The sequence below is a fragment of the Shimia sp. CNT1-13L.2 genome, assembly GCF_024331145.1.
Lineage (GTDB): Bacteria > Pseudomonadota > Alphaproteobacteria > Rhodobacterales > Rhodobacteraceae > Shimia.
Map to the genome: position 1 here is coordinate 254,598 of NZ_JANDJO010000004.1, position 20,043 is coordinate 274,640.

Annotated in this window: 17 protein-coding genes and 1 tRNA gene; 16 read left to right on the forward strand and 2 right to left on the reverse strand. The window is 59.5% G+C overall.

Annotation, left to right across the window (positions count from 1 at the left end; translation table 11 throughout):
• Positions 1 to 62: 62 nt before the first annotated feature.
• Positions 63 to 1,496: an NAD(P)-dependent oxidoreductase gene (locus NNA36_RS11025; protein WP_255107076.1), complete on the reverse strand. Its 1,434-nt coding sequence runs from the start codon at positions 1,494 to 1,496 to the stop codon at positions 63 to 65.
• A gap of 222 nt (positions 1,497 to 1,718) precedes the next feature.
• Here NNA36_RS11025 and NNA36_RS11030 point away from each other — a divergent pair, with 222 nt between their 5' ends.
• Positions 1,719 to 2,522 carry an undecaprenyl-diphosphate phosphatase gene (locus NNA36_RS11030; RefSeq protein WP_255107077.1) on the forward strand — a complete coding sequence of 268 codons (804 nt, stop codon included), beginning with the start codon at positions 1,719 to 1,721 and terminating at the stop codon, positions 2,520 to 2,522.
• Positions 2,523 to 2,576: 54 nt separating this feature from the next.
• Here NNA36_RS11030 and NNA36_RS11035 read toward each other — a convergent pair whose 3' ends face one another.
• Complete coding sequence (locus NNA36_RS11035; RefSeq protein ID WP_255107078.1) at positions 2,577 to 3,554, reverse strand: complex I NDUFA9 subunit family protein; 978 nt, start codon at positions 3,552 to 3,554, stop codon at positions 2,577 to 2,579.
• Positions 3,555 to 3,778: 224 nt separating this feature from the next.
• Here NNA36_RS11035 and NNA36_RS11040 point away from each other — a divergent pair.
• The 15 genes from NNA36_RS11040 (at position 3,779) to NNA36_RS11110 (ending at position 20,038) form a co-directional block, all read left to right on the forward strand.
• Positions 3,779 to 3,865 (forward strand) — tRNA-Leu (locus NNA36_RS11040).
• Positions 3,866 to 4,016: 151 nt separating this feature from the next.
• Positions 4,017 to 4,901: a LysR family transcriptional regulator gene (locus NNA36_RS11045; protein ID WP_255107079.1), complete on the forward strand. Its 885-nt coding sequence runs from the start codon at positions 4,017 to 4,019 to the stop codon at positions 4,899 to 4,901.
• 110 nt (positions 4,902 to 5,011) lie between these two features.
• The gene (locus NNA36_RS11050) at positions 5,012 to 6,202 is read left to right on the forward strand and encodes a 2-aminoethylphosphonate--pyruvate transaminase (protein WP_255107080.1); all 1,191 of its coding nucleotides are present in this window, start codon (positions 5,012 to 5,014) and stop codon (positions 6,200 to 6,202) included.
• Positions 6,203 to 6,217: 15 nt separating this feature from the next.
• Complete coding sequence (gene phnX, locus NNA36_RS11055; RefSeq protein WP_255107081.1) at positions 6,218 to 7,000, forward strand: phosphonoacetaldehyde hydrolase; 783 nt, start codon at positions 6,218 to 6,220, stop codon at positions 6,998 to 7,000.
• Between the two features lie 2 nt (positions 7,001 to 7,002).
• Positions 7,003 to 8,475: a sulfatase-like hydrolase/transferase gene (locus tag NNA36_RS11060; RefSeq protein ID WP_255107082.1), complete on the forward strand. Its 1,473-nt coding sequence runs from the start codon at positions 7,003 to 7,005 to the stop codon at positions 8,473 to 8,475.
• A 225-nt stretch (positions 8,476 to 8,700) separates the two neighbouring features.
• On the forward strand, positions 8,701 to 10,758 hold the full coding sequence (locus NNA36_RS11065; RefSeq protein ID WP_255107083.1) for an ABC transporter substrate-binding protein: 2,058 nt from the start codon (positions 8,701 to 8,703) through the stop codon (positions 10,756 to 10,758).
• A 68-nt stretch (positions 10,759 to 10,826) separates the two neighbouring features.
• Positions 10,827 to 11,819 carry an ABC transporter permease gene (locus tag NNA36_RS11070; RefSeq protein ID WP_255107084.1) on the forward strand — a complete coding sequence of 331 codons (993 nt, stop codon included), beginning with the start codon at positions 10,827 to 10,829 and terminating at the stop codon, positions 11,817 to 11,819.
• Between the two features lie 2 nt (positions 11,820 to 11,821).
• Entirely contained in the window at positions 11,822 to 12,961 is a 1,140-nt protein-coding gene (locus NNA36_RS11075; RefSeq protein ID WP_255107085.1) for an ABC transporter permease, read from the forward strand.
• A gap of 15 nt (positions 12,962 to 12,976) precedes the next feature.
• Entirely contained in the window at positions 12,977 to 13,993 is a 1,017-nt protein-coding gene (locus tag NNA36_RS11080) for an ABC transporter ATP-binding protein (RefSeq protein ID WP_255107086.1), read from the forward strand.
• Positions 13,990 to 15,054, forward strand: a complete 1,065-nt coding sequence (locus NNA36_RS11085; protein WP_255107087.1) for an ABC transporter ATP-binding protein — start codon at positions 13,990 to 13,992, stop codon at positions 15,052 to 15,054. The genes NNA36_RS11080 and NNA36_RS11085 overlap by 4 nt, the downstream gene beginning before the upstream one ends.
• A 49-nt stretch (positions 15,055 to 15,103) precedes the next feature.
• Complete coding sequence (locus tag NNA36_RS11090) at positions 15,104 to 15,913, forward strand: DeoR/GlpR family DNA-binding transcription regulator (protein WP_255107088.1); 810 nt, start codon at positions 15,104 to 15,106, stop codon at positions 15,911 to 15,913.
• Positions 15,910 to 16,971, forward strand: a complete 1,062-nt coding sequence (locus NNA36_RS11095; protein WP_255107089.1) for an ABC transporter ATP-binding protein — start codon at positions 15,910 to 15,912, stop codon at positions 16,969 to 16,971. The genes NNA36_RS11090 and NNA36_RS11095 overlap by 4 nt, the downstream gene beginning before the upstream one ends.
• An 82-nt stretch (positions 16,972 to 17,053) precedes the next feature.
• Positions 17,054 to 18,316: an ABC transporter substrate-binding protein gene (locus tag NNA36_RS11100; protein WP_255107090.1), complete on the forward strand. Its 1,263-nt coding sequence runs from the start codon at positions 17,054 to 17,056 to the stop codon at positions 18,314 to 18,316.
• 55 nt (positions 18,317 to 18,371) lie between these two features.
• Positions 18,372 to 19,241 (forward strand): carbohydrate ABC transporter permease, encoded by an 870-nt coding sequence (locus NNA36_RS11105; RefSeq protein ID WP_255107091.1) that lies wholly within the window; start codon positions 18,372 to 18,374, stop codon positions 19,239 to 19,241.
• Positions 19,238 to 20,038 (forward strand): carbohydrate ABC transporter permease, encoded by an 801-nt coding sequence (locus NNA36_RS11110; RefSeq protein ID WP_255107092.1) that lies wholly within the window; start codon positions 19,238 to 19,240, stop codon positions 20,036 to 20,038. Before NNA36_RS11105 ends, NNA36_RS11110 begins: the two co-directional genes overlap by 4 nt.
• Positions 20,039 to 20,043 lie beyond the last annotated feature (5 nt).

Sequence of the window (20,043 nt, forward strand, 5' to 3'; positions counted from 1 at the left end):
TGCTTGGTGCGGATTGCAAATCCGCCCTGGCCAAAATGGCTGTTTACCCCTGCAAACAGGATTTACTCTGCTGCAACCGACGATGCGTTTTCAAAGCGCTCGATGATGGCATCGGCGCAATCGCGGCCATCCTTGATCGCCCAAACGACAAGCGAAGCGCCGCGCACGATATCACCAACAGCATAGACGCCGTCCATCGCGGTCGCACCGGTGGTAAATGCCGCTTTCACGGTGCCCCAGCGGGTCACTTCCAGCGCCTCTTCGCCCCACAGCGTCGGCAGGTCTTCCGGCTCGAAGCCCAGCGCCTTAATCACAAGGTCTGCTTCTTCGACATAGTCGGCACCTTCGATTACTTCCGGCGATTGGCGGCCGGACGCGTCCGGTTGGCCAAGGCGCATACGCTGAACCATCACGCCATTGACCGGATCACCGGTAAAGCCCTTGGGCGCGGCGAGCCATTCAAAGACAACACCTTCTTCCTCGGCATTGTTGGTTTCACGCTGCGAGCCCGGCATGTTGGCGCGGTCACGACGATACAGGCATTTCACGCTTTCCGCGCCCTGGCGGATCGCGGTCCGGACACAGTCCATCGCGGTATCACCACCACCGATCACGACAACCTTCTTACCTTCCGCATTCAACTCGCCGCTTTCGTATTCGGCAACCGTGTCGCCAAAGTTCAGGCGGTTCGAACAGGTCAGGTAATCGATCGCGCGGACAATGCCTTTTGCACCGGCGCCCGGCCCACCCAGATCACGCGACTTGTAAACACCCGTAGCGATAATCACGGCGTCATGGGCAGCCCGCAGGTCTGCAAACGAGATATCTTCACCAACATTGCAGTTCTGCTTGAACACAACGCCACCCTGCTCGAGCAGGTCAACGCGGCGCATTACGACGTCTTTCTCGAGCTTGAAGCCTGGAATGCCATAAGTCAGCAGGCCGCCAGCGCGGTCATGACGGTCATAAACGGTTACCTTGAAACCTGCGCGACGCAGACGTTCCGCAGCCGCGAGACCGCCAGGTCCGGCACCGATGATGCCAACGCTTTCCGCACGCTCTACCGACGGCGTTATTGGCTTGACCCAGCCTTCTTCCCACGCTGTGTCGGTGATGTACTTCTCAACCGAACCGATGGTCACGGTGCCGTGGCCCGACTGTTCGATCACACAGTTGCCTTCGCACAGACGGTCCTGCGGGCAGATGCGACCACAGATTTCCGGGAAGGTGTTGGTAGCCTGCGACGTGGCATAGGCCTCTTCCAGACGGCCGGTCGCAGTCAGGCGCAGCCAGTCGGGAATGTTGTTGTGCAGCGGGCAGTGCGCCTGGCAATAAGGCACGCCACATTGCGAGCAGCGGCTCGATTGCTCGGCAGCTTTCGCATGCGCATACTCGGCATAGATTTCATGGAAATCCTTGTTCCGTTCACCCGCGTCACGCTTCTCCGGCATGTCACGATCAACGGTCACAAATTTCAGCATGGGTTGCTTGGCCACGGCAGCTGCCTCCTGATTTGTCTGGTGACGCGTGTTTAAGCAATGTTGAAACCGAGTAAAAGTCAATTGTACTGACCTATTTGAAGAAAATTTCCAATCTCAGCTGGCGAAAAGGTGCTGAAAACCACATTTTTAAATCCGATTCGGACCTAAATTCAGAGTTTCTTCTTTATTACAATATCTTATACCATGCCCCAAATACAACGCGCGGACAGGGGTCAGATGAGCTTCTTTCACATCCTTCTGGTGGCCATCATCCAGGGCATCACCGAATTCCTGCCGGTGAGCTCGTCGGGACACCTGATTCTCCTTCCGAATCTCACGGGATTCGCCGATCAGGGGCAGGCAATTGACGTGGCTGTACACATCGGTACGCTTGGCGCTGTGGTCCTGTTCTTCTGGTCGGATGTGCGCAGCGCGCTGGCAGGACTGCCCCGCCTGCTGACCGGCAAGATCGATACGCCCGGCAGCAAACTCGCCTTCCTCCTTATCATGGCAACCATCCCGGTCATCCTGTTCGGCATCACCCTGAAACTCACCGGATTGGACGACGCCATGCGCTCGATGGCCGTGATTGGATGGACCATGCTCGGCTTTGGTATTCTCCTGTGGTGGATGGACCAGCGCGGCCCCTCCGAGAAGACCGCCGCAGGATGGAACCTGCGCGATGCCCTGATCATGGGGGTCTGGCAGGCAATCGCCCTGATTCCCGGCACCTCCCGATCCGGCATCACGATCACCGGCGCACGTCATCTTGGCTATGAACGCTCCGATGCCGCCCGCCTTTCAATGCTGATGTCGATCCCGACGATCATCGCAAGCGGCGTCTTGCTGGGTGCAGAAGTCGCCGGTAACGCCGACATGCAAACCGCCCGCGATGGCGCCATCGCGGCAGTCTTCGCCTTCTTCGCCGCCCTCCTGGCGTTGAAGTTCATGATGCAACTTCTCCGCTCGGTCAGCTTCACGCCCTACGTGATCTACCGCGTCGCTCTTGGCATCATCCTTCTGGCCATCGCCTACAGCTAAAGAAAAAGGCGGGCCACATTGGACCCGCCTTGCGATTTCCAAACCCGAAAGCAATCAGGCGTTCAGGTTCTTTGCCGAATCCTTGATGGCGTCATACTGGCCCGACGGGCGGAAACGCCACAGATAGTCGGCCAGAACCGCATCGGTGCTTGTCGGCTCGATGCCCAGATCGGCAAAGCCCTTGGCGTCCTCCGAAACCACATTGTCGTTCCGCAGCAGCTTGATCTGGTCGCGGGTGATGATCTTATTTTCGATCAGCCCCATCAGAACCGCCTGCACCATGTCACAGCCCCAGGCCATGAGACGGGCCACAAAGAACGGCATATTCACGATCAGGCGGCGACGGTGCGCAACGTCAATAGACTTTTGCGCCCACTCCCGAAGCGTGCCCACATCAGGACCACCCAGTTCATAAACGCCCTGCGCCTCGCCCAGAATGCCCTTCACGGCCGCCTTGGCAACATCGTCAACGTAAACCGGCTGGAACTTGGTATCGCCGCCGATCACGGGCAGGATCGGGCCAAGGCGCGACATGGACGCAAAGCGGTTGAAGAACCCGTCATCGGGCCCGAAGATCACAGAGGGGCGCAGGATCATCGCGTTCGGCATGTGCGCGAGAACCGCTTCCTCGCCCTCTACCTTGGCCTTGGCATAGCCGCTGTCCGAGGCGGTGTCCGCGATGGCCGAGATCTGCACCATCGTGTCAATGCCTGCCTCTGCGGCCAGACGCGCAACACGTCCGGCGCCTTCCGCCATAACCGCATCAAAGGTGTTCTTGCGGTGCTCCCCCAGAACGCCAACGCAGTTCACAACCGCATCGGCACCATCCATCGCAAGTGCAACCGAGGCATCATCGCGAATATTGCAGAGAACCGGCTCAACCTGCCCGACCGCGCCATAAGGCTTAACGAACATCGCCTCGTTGGGACGGCGCACGGCCACGCGCACGCGCCAGCCTTCTTTCGCCATACGTTGCGCAATGTGGCGCCCTACAAAGCCCGAGCCGCCATAGATGGTCACAAGTTTCGGCATGGGAACCCTCCGCTTCTTGAATTCCTGTTTTCGGAATACGCCCGTTGCGCCGCGGGAACAAGGCGCAAACCCCGTACCGCGACAAGAATCCCCTTTAATTCCGGAAGAATTGGAAAGGCGCGCAACAGCCACCCCGAAAGTTCATGATAGAAAATTTAAAATTCTTTCAGAATCGCGTTGACACCCCCCGCCACGAGGCTTAAACGCCTGCCTCACCAACCCGTGCCCAGATGGCGGAATTGGTAGACGCGCTAGCTTCAGGTGCTAGTGTCCGTATGGACGTGGAGGTTCGAGTCCTCTTCTGGGCACCAAAATCCCCCGGTATGATATATTCTTCAACGCGTTGTGCGGGGATAGCTCGTGTAGTCCACCTTTCGGTACTCCTTTTGTCGTGCATTGATTTCTGCACATAGGGGAAATCGATCACTGGACTCTTTTCCTAGGCTCACACAAGGTGCGCCCGTGAAACAGAAGCGTCTCTCTCTTAGCCAGCTGCGGGCCATCGAAGCCGTTGCGTCGCGCCGAAACTTTTCGGATGCGGCAGGGCTTCTGGGAGTGTCGCAGCCGTCTATCTCGAACCATGTGACGGCGGTTGAAAGCCGGTTCGGTGTTCAGCTGTTCGAACGCCGCGGGCATCAGGCGGTCCAGTCGCAGGAGCTTGAGCGCCTGTTGCCGAAGCTGCGCACCATTCTAACCCTTGTTGACGAACTCGAAGGCGAGATGGAGGGGCGTCGTGCGCTTGAAACCGGGCATCTGCGGGTGGGGTATTCGACCTATCAGATTGCTGTCCCGATCCTGACGCGTTTCATGCGCCGGTTTCCCAACGTTCAGGTCGAAGCGCGGTCTATGGCGAGTTCCGATCTGGCAAGCAGGCTCGAGAGCGGGGATCTGGATGTGGCCTGTATCACCGCGCGTGAAATCCCGGCGCATCTGTCGGGCATCTGGCTTCGGGATATGAAAATCGTTCTGGCGGTGCCCGTTTCCCATCCGTTTGCGGAAAAGGGGCGCGTGTCGTTCAAGGATCTGGTTGGCCAGCCGCTGATCCAGCGCGAGGTGACATCGAACACACGGAAACTTCTCGAAGCGCGGGCGGCGTTGGCGCGTGCGCCCCTGACAACGATCCTTGCGGTGGGGTCCTGGGGGTCGATCGTCGAGATGATCCGCGCGGGCGTGGGGCTTGGCGTTGGTCTGGATGTCGAGGTCGAGAACGTGCCGGGGATCACGCGTGTCGAGGTGGATGACAAGGCGCTGAAGGCCTCGCAGTTTCTGGTGCATCTGCCAGAGCGGCGCGTTGTTTCGGCGGTGCAGGCCTTTCTTTCGACCGCGACGGAGCTGGCACCGAAGTAACGATTTCGTATCAGTGGGCAATTTATAACAAAAAGCTATAGATACTTGCTCGATTAAAGGGCGGCAAATAATTGCGGGTTAGTTTCCTGTTCGTGCCAAGGATGTTTCCCATGCCCGACCTGCCGCCCCCGTTTCTTGGGGAACCCTATCTTCTGACGCCTGGTCCGTTGACCACGTCCCGCACTGTCAAAGAGGCCATGCTGCGCGATTGGGGCAGCTGGGATGGTGATTTCCGTGCCATGACCTCTGAGCTTCGGGCGCGGCTTTTGGCCATGCTTGGGGAAGGGGTCGAGGCCTTTGATTGTGTTCCGATGCAGGGCTCCGGCACCTTTGCCGTGGAAGCCATGCTTGCAAGCTTTGTTCCCCGTGACGGGAAGGTTCTGGTTCTGGCCAACGGTGCTTATGGCAAGCGGGCTGCGGAAACGCTGGCCTATCTTGGGCGCGCCCACACGGTTCTGGACAAGGGGGATTACCTGCCGCCGCGCGGAAGCGAAGTGACGGCTGCGCTTGCTGCTGATCCGGCGATTACCCATGTTGTTGCGATCCACTGTGAAACCTCTTCGGGGATTCTCAACCATCTGAAGGAGATCGCCGAGGCGACGGCCGCGGCTGGCCGCAGGTTGCTGATCGACAGCATGTCAGCATTTGGTGCGGTGCGGCTTGAGGCAGGGGATTTTCCGTTCGATGCCGTGGTCTCATCCGCCAACAAGTGTATCGAGGGTGTTCCGGGGTTCGGCTTTGTGCTGGCCCGCAAAGATGTGCTGGAAGGGGCCAAGGGCAACAGCCATTCGATCAGCCTTGATCTGAATGCGCAGTGGTCGGCCATGGAGAAAACCGGACAATGGCGTTTTACGCCGCCGACTCATGTGGTTGCGGCTTTCCTGCAAGCCCTGAGGGAACATGAAATGGAAGGCGGCGTTGTTGCGCGGGGTGCGCGGTATGCGCAGAACCGTGACGTGCTGGTTGCCGGTATGAGGTCGCTTGGTTTTGAAACCCTGCTTGATGATGCGTGGCTTTCGCCGATTATCGTGACCTTCTTCTGCCCGGCCGATCCGGCGTTTGATTTTGACGCATTCTATGCGTCGATGAAGGCGAAGGGGTTTATCATCTACCCGGGCAAGCTGACCCTTGTAGACAGTTTTCGCATTGGATGTATTGGCCGGATGGATGCGGCCGTCATGAGGCGCGTTGTCGAGGCTGCGCGCGACGCTCTGGCCGAGATGGGGCTTGCTGATGCCACCCCGCCGGCCGTTGCTCTTGAAGAACGTAAACGCCTGTCCGCCCCGGAAGCGGCGGCCTGAAGTAAAGGAAAAACCATGACCAAGTTCAAAGCAGCCGTATTCGATTGGGCAGGGACCACTGTTGATTTCGGGTCGTTTGCGCCGATGGGCGTTTTCGTGAAGGCCTTTGCCGAGTTCGGCATCACCGCCACCATCGACGAAGCGCGCGGCCCGATGGGCAGTGCCAAGTGGGACCACATCCGCGCGATGATGGACATGCCGTCGATTGCCCGCCAGTGGGAAGAGACTTTCGGCAACGCGCCTTCGGATGCGGATGTCGACAAGGTCTATGAGGTCTTTGTGCCGATGAACGAGAAGGTTGCCGCCGACTATGCCGATCTGATCCCCGGGACCCTCGACACCATGGCCTATCTGCGGGGCAAGGGTATGAAGATCGGCTCGACCACCGGCTATACCCGTTCGATCATGGAAAACGTACTGCCGGTTGCCGCCGCGCAGGGCTATGAGCCTGACAACCTCGTGTGTTCCGATGACCTGCCCGAGGGGCGTCCGGGGCCGCTTGGCATGTACAAGTGCATGGTTGATCTTGTGGCCTACCCGCCCGAAGCCATCATCAAGGTGGATGACACGGCGCCGGGGATCGGCGAAGGTGTGGCGGCGGGTTGCGTGACCGTGGGTCTTGCCCTGTCGGGCAATGCGGTCGGCAAAACCCTGGAAGAGCTTGAGGCAATGACCCCTGAAGACATCGACGTGCTGCGCCAGAAGGCGGCTCAGATCCTGAAAGATGCCGGTGCAGACCACGTGATCGACACGATCGCCGACCTGCCTGCGCTGATCGAGCAACTGGACGCCCGGTAACCATGACACAGCGCCCCAACATCCTGCTGATTACAGCCGATCAATGGCGCGGCGAGTGTCTTGGGGCGCTGGGCCATATCGTGAAGACGCCGCATCTGGATGCGCTTGCCGAGGAGGCGACAATCTTCACACGGCACCATGCGGCCTGTGCGCCCTGTTCGCCGGCGCGGGCCAGCCTTTATACCGGGCAATACCAGATGAACACGCGGGTGGTGCGAAACGGCACGCCGCTGGATGTGCGGTTCGACAATATCGCCAAGGCGGCGCGACGCGGGGGATACGTGCCGACCCTGTTCGGATATACGGATACTTCTCCCGACCCCCGTGGCATGGAGCCGACCGATCCCGCGTTGCAGAGTTATGAAGGTGTTTTGCCCGGCATGGAGGTGGGGCAGATCCTGCCGGAAGATGACGGGCCATGGCTCGACTGGATTGCAGAGCAGGGGGTGGATGCACCGCATCTGATGCAGGCGGGGGCGCCGGAGGAGGGCGAGATCGTCTCGATGGCGCCAACGGCCTTTGCCGCCGAGCAGAGCCAGACGGCGTTTCTGACCGGCAAGTTTCTTGATTGGGCAGAGGGGCAGGGCGCGCCGTGGTTCGCGCATCTTTCTTTCCTGCGCCCGCATCCGCCGTTTTCGGTGCCTGCGCCTTATAACGAGATGTACGCCCCCGGCGACGGGCCGGCCTATTTGCGGGCTGAGACGCCCGCGCTTGAGCCCGACCACCACCCCGTGCCCAAGACCAAGCGCGCCCAGTCAGAGCTTGGCCATTATATCGCGGGGGGCACAGGGGGGCTCGAACAGTTGGATGCGCGCGATTTCGACCGTATCCGGGCCATCTATTTTGGCATGATGAGCGAAGTGGACGCCCAGATCGGCCGCCTGATCGCGGGGCTGCGTGCCATGGGGAGCTGGGAAGATACCCTGCTGGTCTTTACATCGGATCATGGCGAGATGATGGCGGATCACTGGATGCTGGGGAAAGGCGGATACCATGCGCAAAGCTATCATATTCCGCTGATCCTGCGGGTGCCGGGGGATGGGAAGCGGCGGATCGAGGCCTTTACCTCGGCTGTCGATATTTTTCCAACGCTTTGCGACGCGATGCAGGTGGTGCCGGAAATCGTGCCGAACGGTGCATCGCTTTTGCCCTTTGCGCGCGGCGAGATGCCAAAGTGGCGCGACGGGGTGATGTGGGAATTCGATTATCGCGAGCTGGACGAGCGCGGCCATGATCCCGACGATTGTGCCATGGCCTGCTGGCGCACCGAAGATCACCTTTATGTCCATACACCCGCGGATGGTTCGCTTCTGTTCGATCTGGCAGACGATCCCGGATGTTTCGACAATATCGCGGCGCAGGAACCGGAGGTGCGGGCGGCGATGGCAGAAGGGCTGCTTTCCACACGCATGCGTGCGGCCGAACAGACACTGGCCCGTCACATGGTTTGGGAGTGGTCCAAACCCACCTTTTAGGACCTGCCGGGACGAAACGGACCGTCCTGGCGCATACGGCCTGCTCCATCTCCCCGGGGCAGGCCGTTTTTTTTGTGCCGCAGCGAGACGGATCTTTGTGACACTTTGGTGATGATCGGGAAAGCATAATAAAAAGCTATAGTGTCGGGCATTTTACAATTTCGTCACGGAAAACAGGTTCATGGCGGGTGTCGATAATCCGTCAAACCTGCCTGGGAGCTTTTCATGACGATCAAGACCACCCTTCTGTCGGGCGTTGCCCTGCTGAGCTTTGCCGCAGCGGCAAACGCAGCCACCTGCCCTGCCGTTACCGTGGCGGACATGCAAGGCATGACCGCTGATTTTCCGCAGCAGTTCGAACTGGCCGAATTCGAAGGCAAAGCGTCCTGTGACCTTGTCTTCAACCAGAACCCTGCCATTGGCGAACTGAACGCGCGTATCTTCGGGAACGGTGATCTGGCCGGTGTTGCCGACCGACTGCCTGCCGAGCCTCTGGTTGTCGCGCCCTATGCCAAGATCGGTTCCTACGGCGGCGTCATCACCGGCCTTTCGAAAGGTACGGAATCGGGGACTTCGGACCTCCTGTCGGTGCGTCACGTGAACTTTGTGCGTTATGCCGACGATCTTCAGACCGTTGTGCCGAACGTTGCAAGGGCATGGGCCTGGAACGATGACTACACCGTTCTGACCTTCACCCTGCGCGAGGGGCACAAGTGGTCGGATGGCGCAGCCTTTACCGCAGAAGACGTGGCCTTCTGGTACAATGACCTGATCCTGAACCCCGACGTGTATGAAAGCACCCCGGGCCGCTGGCTGTTTGCTGGCGAGGCCGTCAAGGTCGAGGCCGTTGACGCCGTCACCGTGCGCATGACCTTCCCCGTGCCGACCCCCGGCATTCTGAACCGCTTTGCCGTTGACTATGGCCAGCCGTTCCAGCCCAAGCACTTCCTTTCGCAGTTCATGCCGAAGTACAACGAGAACGCCGAGGCGCTGGCCAAGGAGCATGGCTTTGAAAACGCCGCCGCTGCGGTTGATTTCTACTATGGCGGTTCGGACTGGAAAGACGTGCCTTCGCCGCTTCTGAAAGACGCTGATCGTGCGATGGCGCTTGGCCGTGCGGTTGTTCCGACCCTCGAAAGCCACATCGTTGTCGAAGAGAATGCGGAAGGCCGCAAACTTGTTGCCAACCCCTACTTCCACCAGGTGGATACCGCGGGCAACCAGCTGCCTTATATTCCGGAGATCGTTGAAACCTATGTCAGCGACAAGGAAGTCCAGAACCTCAAGATCATGAACGGTGAAGTGGTCTGGAAGCAGCAGGCGATCTTCCTCGAGGATTTCCCGCTTCTGAAAGAGAACGAAGGCCGCGGCAACTATAACATCAACTTCGCGCCGACCTTTGGCGAGAACGTCTTCTTCTCGTTCAACCGCACCCACAAAGATCCGGTTCTGGCCGAAATCTTTGGCGACGTGCGTTTCAACCGCGCCATGTCGATCGCGATGAACCGTGGCGAGATCAACGAGATTGTCTATCTTGGTCAGGGCACGCCGATGCAGGGTGTTCCGGCAGAACCCAAGACGGTATCGTTTGTTTCGGAAGAGACCCTTTCCAAAGACATCAACTATGATGTTGATGGCGCCAAGGCACTGCTGGCGGAGATGGGTCTGAAGGACATGGACGGCGACGGTGTTGTCGAGCGTCCGGACGGCAAGCCGCTGGTCATTCGTCTGGTCTACTCGTCGCAGGGTGTGCCGGTGAAAATGATGGAACTGGTGCGTGACTACTGGACCGCAGTTGGTGTGCGGGTTGACCTGAAAGAGGTGACCTCGGACGAATACCGCGCGTCGGGTAACAACAACGATCTGGACCTGACCACCTGGAAATACGACGGCAATGCCGGCCCGACCATTTCGCAGGACGTGACCGTCTTTATCCCGCCGTTTGGTGACTTTTTCAATCCGGGCACCGGTTTCGGCTGGGCGGAATGGAAAGCCACGTCTGGCGCGGCTGGCACCGAACCGCCGGCTGACATCAAGGAACTGTGGAGCCTGTCCGAGAAGTTCATCCAGCAGGAAATGGGCAGCGACGAAAGCAACCGTCTGGGCGCGGAAATCACCCGCATCCACGCCGACAACATGCTGAAGATCGGCACCGTCGGTGACATCGTTGCGCCGTTCCTGCACCGCAACGACCTGATGAACGTGAAGCCGATCAAGGCCAAGACCTACGACTTCTACTGGACCTATCCTTATCGCCCCAGCCAGTGGTTCCTGGAGCAGTAAGTCTTTGATCCAATGAAAATGTTCGGGGCGGCCTGTTTGCCGCCTCGAACCGTTACGGGGGAAACGGAATGCTTCGCTTCACGCTGGAAAGACTTGTCGGAATGGTGATCACGATGGCCCTTGTGTCGGTCATGGTGTTCATCATCATGGAAATCCCGCCCGGGGACTATGCCGACCGCTATGCCTTTCGGAAATATTCGGGCACCGGGGTGAATGTGACCCAGGCCGATATCGAGGCGATCCGTGCCGATCTGGGTTTGGACAAGCCGATGGTCCTTCGGTATCTCGACTGGATTGGTGGCATCGTTCTGCGGGGCGATTTCGGACAGGCGTTTGCCTTTGAAACCTCGGTTGTGAAGGTGATCGGGGACAAGGGGTTCCTTACCCTTGGTATCCTGTTTGCCACGCTTCTCGTGACCTACATGATCTCGATTCCGGTGGGCATTTTTGCCGCCGTGAAACGGGCATCTGCCATGGACTACGGGCTGACGATCTTTTCCTATATGGGCCTTGCGCTGCCCAACTTTCTGCTGGCGCTCTTGATGCTATATTTCGCGAGCCGCTGGTTCGGCGCAGACATCGGGGGGCTGTTCTCGGAGGCCTATGCGGATGCGCCGTGGTCTTTGGCCAAGGTCTGGGATCTTGTGAAACACCTCTGGCTGCCTGCCTTCGTGCTGGCCTGGTCGGCGGTCGCCTACCAGATCCAGACCATGCGCGCGACCATGTCGGACGAGTTGAACAAGCTTTCGGTCACGGCGGCCCGTGCGCGTGGTGTGCCCGAAATGAAGCTTTTGGTGAAATACCCTGCGCGGCTTGCCATCAACCCCGTGGTCTCGACCATCGGCTTTGACGTGAACCGCATCTTTTCGGAATTGCCGATTGTTGCTGTTGTGCTTGGCCTGACCGAACTGGGTGAACTGCTGCTCAAGGCCTACCTCGACCTCGACATGTATGTCGCGGGGGCGATCCTGCTCCTGCTGACCTTCATCATCGTTTTCATGAACTTCGTGTCCGACCTGCTGCTTGCCTGGCTGGACCCGCGTATCAAGCTGGGAGCCTGACCATGACCGATGTGAGCCCCGAACAGCTCTCGGCCGAGGAAAAGAAGCGGCTTAAGTATTACTCGGCGTCGCAGTGGACCCTGATCTGGTGGCGGTTTCGCCGTCACAAGGCGGCCATGGTAGCGGTGATGATCCTGGGGCTCATGGCCCTGTCGGGGATCTTTGCCGAATTCGTGGCCCCCTATGGCACCACGACGCGCGACACCAGCTATCTGGATGGTGCGCCGCAGATCCCCAAGTTCTGCGATCAGAACGGGTGTTCGATCCAGCCGTTCATTCACGGCGTTTCCACCAAGCGTGACCCGATCACCCTGCGCGCGATTTCGGTTCCGGACCCTGAAAAGCGCGTTTATGTGACCTTCTTCGCAAAGGGGGAGCCTGTGAAGGTTCTCGGCCTGATTGCAACGGATCGCCATCTTTTTGGTCTGTCGGACCCCAAGGCCAAGCTGCACCTCTGGGGCACGGATGATCTTGGCCGCGACGTGTTCTCGCGGACGATCTATGCGACGCGGGTGTCGCTCTCGATTGGTGTGATCGGGGTCATGATCTCATTTGTTCTGGCGCTGATCATCGGTGGGGTTGCCGGGTATGCCGGGGGCGTGATCGACAATGTGATCCAGCGCGTTACCGAGGTCATCCGCGTGGTGCCGATCATCCCGCTGTATATGGGGCTGGCCGCGGCGATGCCGAAGGAATGGTCAACCACGCAGGTGTATTTTGCGATGACCCTGATCCTCGGGCTGTTTGGCTGGCCCACGCTTGCGCGGCGCATCCGGTCACAGCTCTTGTCGATCCGCAACGAGGATTACGTGGTTGCAGCTCGCCTTGCCGGAGCGCGGCCTACACGGATCATTTCGCGGCATATGCTGCCCTCGTTCACCAGCTTTATCATCGTCGATCTGGTGATCTCGTTTCCCTACATGATCCTGTCGGAAACCGCGCTGAGCTTTGTTGGTCTGGGTCTGCGGCCGCCAACCGTGTCCTGGGGTGTTCTGTTGCAGCAGGCGCAGTCGGTGCGGGTCATCGAACAGACCCCGTGGCTTTTCATTCCCGCCGTTTTTGTAGTGGTGGCTGTGCTGGCCTTCACCGTGATCGGCGATGGGCTGCGCGATGCTGCCGACCCTTATTCCGACAGCCACTAGCAAGGAGATGGACATATGTTGAAAGTCGATAACCTGACCATTTCCTTCCGCACCGACGAGGGCCTGATCACCCCGGTTCAGGACGTGAGTTTCGAGGTCAAGGCGGGGCGAACGCTTGGCATCGTCGGGGAAAGCGGGTCGGGGAAATCCGTGTCGACCAAGGCGTTGATGCGGCTTTTGCCGGGCAATGCGCTGGTCTCGCCTGATGCGCGTATGGCCTATGTCAACAAGGCTGGCGAGACGGTGAATGTCGAAAGCCTGAAGCCCAATTCCCGCGCCCTGCGTCAACTGCGTGGCGGCGAGATCGGGATGATCTTTCAGGAGCCGATGGCCAGCTTTTCGCCGGTCTATACCATTGGCAACCAGATGATCGAGGCCATCCGCCTGCACCGGAAGGCCTCGAAGAAAGAGGCCCGCGAGATTGCCATCGACATGCTTGATCGTGTCGGCATCTCGAACGCGTCGGCACGTGTCGATCAATATCCGCACGAGTTGTCAGGCGGGATGCGGCAGCGGGCGATGATCGCGCTGGCGCTTTCGGCGGGCCCTGCTCTTCTTATTGCGGACGAGCCGACGACGGCGCTTGACGTGACCATTCAGGCGCAGGTTCTGGAACTGATGGGCGATCTGCAACGCGATCTTGGTATGGGGATGATCTTTATCACCCACGACCTTGGCGTGATTGCGCAGGTCGCCGACGATGTGGTGGTGATGTATCTCGGCAAGATCGTCGAGCGCGGCGCCACGGCGGAGGTGATCCGCAATCCGCGCCACCCCTATACGCAAGGGCTTTTGAAGGCGATCCCGAGCCTTGATACCCTGCATGACCGCCTGTCGCCCGTGCCGGGAGATATCCCAAGCCCGACCGAACGCCCCTCGGGATGCCCTTTCCACACCCGCTGTGGGCAGATGCGCGCCGGGCAGTGTGACGTGGTTGAGCCGCCGGAAGTTCAACTGGGGGAAGGGCGTGCCGTGCGGTGCTGGCTTGATGCCGAGGTGTCGCAATCCGCCAAACTGGAGATACCCGCATGAAGGATGACGTGCTGATCGAGGTGAAGGACCTTGAGGTTCGATTCCCCATCAAGAAAAAGAAGCTGTTCTCGACCGAAACCCAGGAGTTGCGGGCGGTTGATGGCGTTACCTTTGACATTCGTCGCGGCGAGACCGTGGGCCTTGTCGGGGAAAGCGGATCGGGCAAGACGACTGTGGGGCGCGCCATCCTGCGCGCGATTGATCCTTCGGATGGGGATGTGATCTTTCACACCAAGAAACGCGACGTCGATCTTGGCCATCTGGAAGGCGAAGACCTGCGCCGGTTCCGCAAGAAGATGAACATGGTGTTCTCGGAAGGATCACACAGTCTTTCGGACATGGCATCGGACCTGCTGCGCGCTTTCCGTCCGCGCATGAGCCTGGTGTTTCAAGACCCCTATAGTTCCCTGAACCCCCGCATGACCGTGCGTGACATCATCGCCGAACCGCTGGTGGCGGGCGGCCTGATGACGGATCGCGACAAGATCGACAAGCGGGTGCGCAAGATCGCCAAGCGGTGCAAGCTTAACCTTGAGCACCTGCGCCGCTTTCCGCACGCCTTTTCGGGAGGTCAGCGGCAGCGGATCTGCATCGCCCGAGCATTGGTGACCAAGCCTGATTTCGTGGTGTGTGATGAAAGCGTTTCCGCGCTGGATGTTTCGATCCAGGCGGAAATCGTGAACCTTCTGAAAGACCTTCAGGAAGAAATGGGCGTTGCCTTTCTGTTCATTGCCCATGACCTTTCTGTCGTGGCCCAGATGAGCCATCGGGTTGCGGTGATGTATGTGGGCAAGTTTGTCGAATATGCGCCGACCGAAAGCCTGTTCTTCGAGCCGCGCCATCCCTACACCAAGGCGCTGTTGTCCGCGATTCCGCAGGCTGATCCCGATGCGCGGTTTGATCCCGTGCGTCTCAAGGGCGAGATTCCGAACCCGTTGGCGGCCCCGTCGGGATGCCGGTTCCATACGCGATGTCCCATTGCGACCGAGGAATGCGCCCGATCCGAGCCTGAATGGCGCGAGGTTGCCCCCGAACACTTTGTGGCATGCCACAAGGTTTAGACGCGCGATCCGTCACAATTGGTTCATGTGAGTGCGCTAGCAGGTTCACATGAACCAAGAAGCACCACCCACCAAGCAGATATCTGCCACCGGAAGCACCGAACGTCAGGCGCAGATCGCCGAGATCGTGCGCGACCGGGGGCAGGCCAAAGTTGAAGAGCTTGCAGCGCAATTCGGCGTCGCGACGCAAACGATCCGAAAAGATGTCAATACGATGTGCCGCAAGGGGCTGCTGAGGCGCGTCCATGGCGGGGTCGAGCTGGCGACCGTGGGTGCGAGACACTATGAACTGCGCCGCATCCTGAACCTGTCGGCCAAAAAGATGGTCGGACGGGCCGCGGCCAAGATTATTCCCGATGGCGCGACGGTGGCGGTTTCGATTGGCACGACGCCCGAACTTGTCGTGGCCAATCTGGATCGACACCAGGGTCTGCAGCTTTTTTCGAACAACCTGCATGTCGCGATGACGGCCCACCAGTTCGACGGCACCCAAGTGACCATTCCCGGCGGGCGTCTGCGCCGGTCCGAGGCCGATATCGTCGGTCCGGCGGCTGTGGATTTCTTCGACGGCTACCGGTTTGACATCGGCCTGTTTGGCGTGGCGGCCATCAGCCCTGATGGCGCGTTGCTGGATCTGTCCGAAGAGGATGTTTTTGCCCGCGAGGCGATCTTTCGCAATGCCCAGACACGCATTCTGGTTCTTGACGCGACCAAATTCGCACGCACGGCCCATGCCTGTAGCGGGCACGTTACAGAGGTCGATCATGTTGTTTGCGACACCCGTCCCCCCCAAGCGATATGCGACATGCTTGCCGGGGCCGGTGTCAATCTTGTGATCTGCGACGAGGTGGACGGATGAGTGTTCAGAACGGCAAAGCGATACGATTGTCCGCCGTGCGCAAGGCCTGGGGCGAGACGGAGTCGCTCAAGGGGATTGATCTCGAGATTCCCGCGGGCAAGTTCACGGCGATCCTTGGCCCGTCGGGCTGTGGTAAATCCACCACCTTGCGGGCGATTGCCGGGCTGGAAACGGTCACTGCGGGGACGGTTCATATTGGCGAAGACGACGTGACGATGCTGCCGCCGGCGCAGCGTCAGCTGTCGATGGTGTTCCAGAACTATGCGCTTTTCCCGCATTTGTCGGTGGCGGAAAACATCGTTTTCGGCCTGCGGGTCGAGCGGCTGAACAAGGCGGAACGTGACCGGCGATTGGCCGAAGTTGCCGAGCTTCTTGAGCTGACGCCATATCTTGATCGCAAACCGGCGGCCCTGTCGGGCGGACAACAACAGCGTGTTGCGCTGGGGCGGGCGGTGATTTCTCGGCGGCCTGTCTGTCTGATGGACGAGCCCTTGTCGAACCTTGATGCGCGCCTGCGCGACGAGATGCGGCGTGAAATCCGGCAATTGCAGCGCAAGCTTGGCTTTACCATGGTTTACGTCACCCATGACCAGATCGAGGCGATCACCATGGCCGATCAGGTTGTTCTGATGAATGCGGGGCGCATCGAACAGGTTGCATCGCCACAAGAGCTTTACTCTGCGCCCGCCACGCCCTTTGCGGCACGTTTTATCGGAACACCTCCGATGAACCTTTTGCCGGCCGGGGTTTTTGGCGCAGGACAGGGCGCGGAGCACCTGCAGATCGGTATCCGGCCCGAGCAGCTCAGGATCGCAGCGGAGGGTCCGCTCAAGGCGATGGTCAGGAACGCCGAGTTTCTGGGGGCCGACACCCTTGTCGAGCTTGAAGCAGACGGCACCCGCCTTCTGGCCAAGCTTCAGGGCAACCACAGCTTTGCGCATGGTGCGCCGCTGTCTTTCAGCTTTGAGGCAGAAGACGTGCACCTTTTCGATACCTCATCCCAGACGCGCGTTGATGATGCCGCGCGTGCGGCCAGTTTTGCACGAGGGGCATCATGACCCGCGTGCTCCCCCATGCCTCCGATCTGTTTCGGGCGCTGCCTGCCGGCCTGGCCGGCCTTTTCATCCATGGAGAAATGACATGATCTCGAAGCTCAAAGCGGCCGCGGCCGCAATGGCTCTTGCTGCCTCGCCAGCAATGGCCGTGGACCTGGAGTTCTACTTCCCGGTTGCTGTTGGTGGGGCTGCTGCCAACACCATCGAAGACCTGACGGCCGAATACGTGGCGGCCAACCCCGATGTGAACATCGAGGCAATTTATGCCGGGTCCTATCAGGATACGGTTGCCAAGGCGTTGACAGCTGCGCGCGGTGGTAACGCGCCGCAGCTGTCGGTGATCCTGTCGGTAGATATGTACACCCTCTACGACGAAGATCTGATCCACGCCTTTGATGATTTCGCCACGACAGACGAAGACAAAGCATGGCTCAAGTCGTTCTATCCGGCTTTCATGGAAAACTCCATGATCGACGGTAAGACCTATGGCATTCCGTTTCAGCGTTCGACGCCTGTGCTTTACTATAACAAGGAAGCACTGGCCGAGGCCGGCCTGAACCGCGCGCCCGAAACTTGGGACGAGATGAAGGAATGGGCGGCAAAGCTGACCAAGAAGGACGACAGCGGGAACGTCACCCAATGGGGCGTGCGCATTCCCTCGTCCGGCTTCCCGTACTGGCTGTTCCAGGGCCTGACGACGTCGAACGGCGCGACGCTGGTTTCCGAAGGCGGCACCAAGACGAACTTTGACGATCCCAAGGTTGTCGAAGCTCTGGAGTATCTGGTGTCCTTGTCCAAGGACGGCGTCATGGCGCCGGGCATCATCGAATGGGGCGCCACGCCCAAGGCCTTTTTCGAAGGCCAGACCGCGATGATGTGGACCTCGACCGGTAACCTGACCAACGTGCGCAAAAACGCTCCGTTCGAGTTCGGCGTTGCCATGCTGCCCGCCAAGGTAAGCCGCGGTGCACCGACCGGTGGCGGCAACTTCTATCTGTTCAAGGGTGGCTCGGACGAAGAGACCAAGGCCGCGTTTGACTTTATCAAGTGGATTTCCCAGCCCACGCAAGCGGCCAAGTGGTCGATCGCGACCGGCTATGTTGCCCCGTCTCCGGCGACCTGGGACTCGGACGTCATGAAGGCCTATGTCGCGGACTTCCCGCCGGCATTGGTTGCGCGTGACCAGTTGGAGTTCGCAACTGCCGAGCTGTCGACCTACGAAAACCAGCGTGTGACCCGCATTTTCAACGATGCGCTGCATGCCGCGATTACCGGTGAAAAATCGGCCGCCGAGGCGCTGGCCGAGGCGCAGGCCAAAGCCGACGATGTCCTGAAAGACTATCGCTGAACCAATGCGCGAGGCGGGGATGGTCCCGCCTCGCCCCCCCATCAAGGAACGCCCGATGCAACGACACTGGATACATGCCTGGCTGCTGTTGACGCCTGCTTTCGTGTTTCTGCTGGCGTTTACGCATATTCCGGCCCTCACCACCCTGTGGCAGAGTTTCAGGACCACGCCGAGAGGCCGCCGCCCAAGTCGCTGGGCGGGTCTTGAAAACTATCAGGAGCTGATTTCAGACCCGATCTTCTGGAAGGTTCTTGGCAACAATATCTGGTTTGCCATCGGCACTATTCCGACCTCGATCCTGATTGCACTTGTGATGGCGCTTTGGGTGAGCGAACGGCTGCCCGGACGGGGCTTTGTGCGCATGGCCTATTTCACCCCGACTGTGCTGCCGATGATCGCCGTCGCCAATATCTGGCTGTTTTTCTACACACCCGGCTTTGGCCTTTTTGACCAGATCACGGGCTTTTTCGGCTTTGGCCAGTCCAACGTGCTGGGCAGCCCCAAAACCGCGCTTGTGGGTGTGATGGTGGTGACGATCTGGAAAGAGGCGGGGTTCTTCATGATCTTCTACCTGGCGGCGCTTCAGACAATCCCGCCCAGCCTGATCGAGGCGGCGCGTATCGAAGGCGCAGGCCCATGGACGATCTTTCGGCGCGTGACCTTTCCCCTGCTGATGCCGACCACGCTGTTTATCGGGGTCAATGCCGTGGTGAATGCGTTTCGCATGATCGACCATATTTTCGTTCTGACGGGCGGTGGCCCCGACAACGCGTCTTCGCTGCTGCTCTACTACATCTACGAGACAGCCTTCCGCTTTTGGGACACGTCCTATGCGGCGTCTCTGACCGTGGTGTTGCTGGCGCTTCTGGCGCTCTTGGCCCTTGGTCAATTCTTCTTTCTCGACCGCAAGGTGCATTACAAATGACGCGTGCGCTCAATATCACCGGGGCCTGGATGCTGGCCCTGATCTGGGTTCTGCCTCTGGCCTATGCAATCTGGACGGCGTTTCACCCTGCCGCCTATGAGGCGCGGTTTGACCTGTTCGCCCCGGTCACGTTCGAGAATTTTGCCAAGGCGTGGGAGGCCGCGCCATTCGCGCGCTATTTCCTGAACACGTTTGTCCTTGTGACCGTCATTCTGATCGGCCAGTTCATCCTGTGCACCCTCGCGGCCTATGCCTTTGCGCGCTACCGGTTCCCGGGGCGCGATGTCCTGTTTGCACTGGTGCTGGTGCAGCTTCTGGTGATGCCCGACATCCTAATCGTCGAAAACTACAAGTCCATTCGGTATCTCGGACTGGTTGATACGATTGCCGCAATCGCCCTGCCGTATATCGCGTCAGGTTTCGGGATTTTCCTGCTGCGCCAGACCTTTCTTTCGGTTCCGAAGGAACTCGAAGAGGCGGCGCAGATCGAGGGGATGTCGAGCCTTGGCATCATGCTCAAGGTCTATGTGCCCCTGGCGCTACCGACCTATCTGGCCTACGGGCTGGTCTCGGTGAGCCATCACTGGAACAATTTCCTCTGGCCGCTGATCATCACCAATTCCGTTGAAACACGTCCCGTGACGGTAGGATTGCAGATCTTTGCCTCAATCGATTCCGGGGTTGAATGGAGCGTGATCAACGCCGCCACCCTGATGACCTCGGGGCCGCTTCTCATCGCTTTCCTTCTGTTCCAGCGCCAGTTTGTTCAAAGCTTCATGCGCGCGGGCATCAAGTAGTGTTC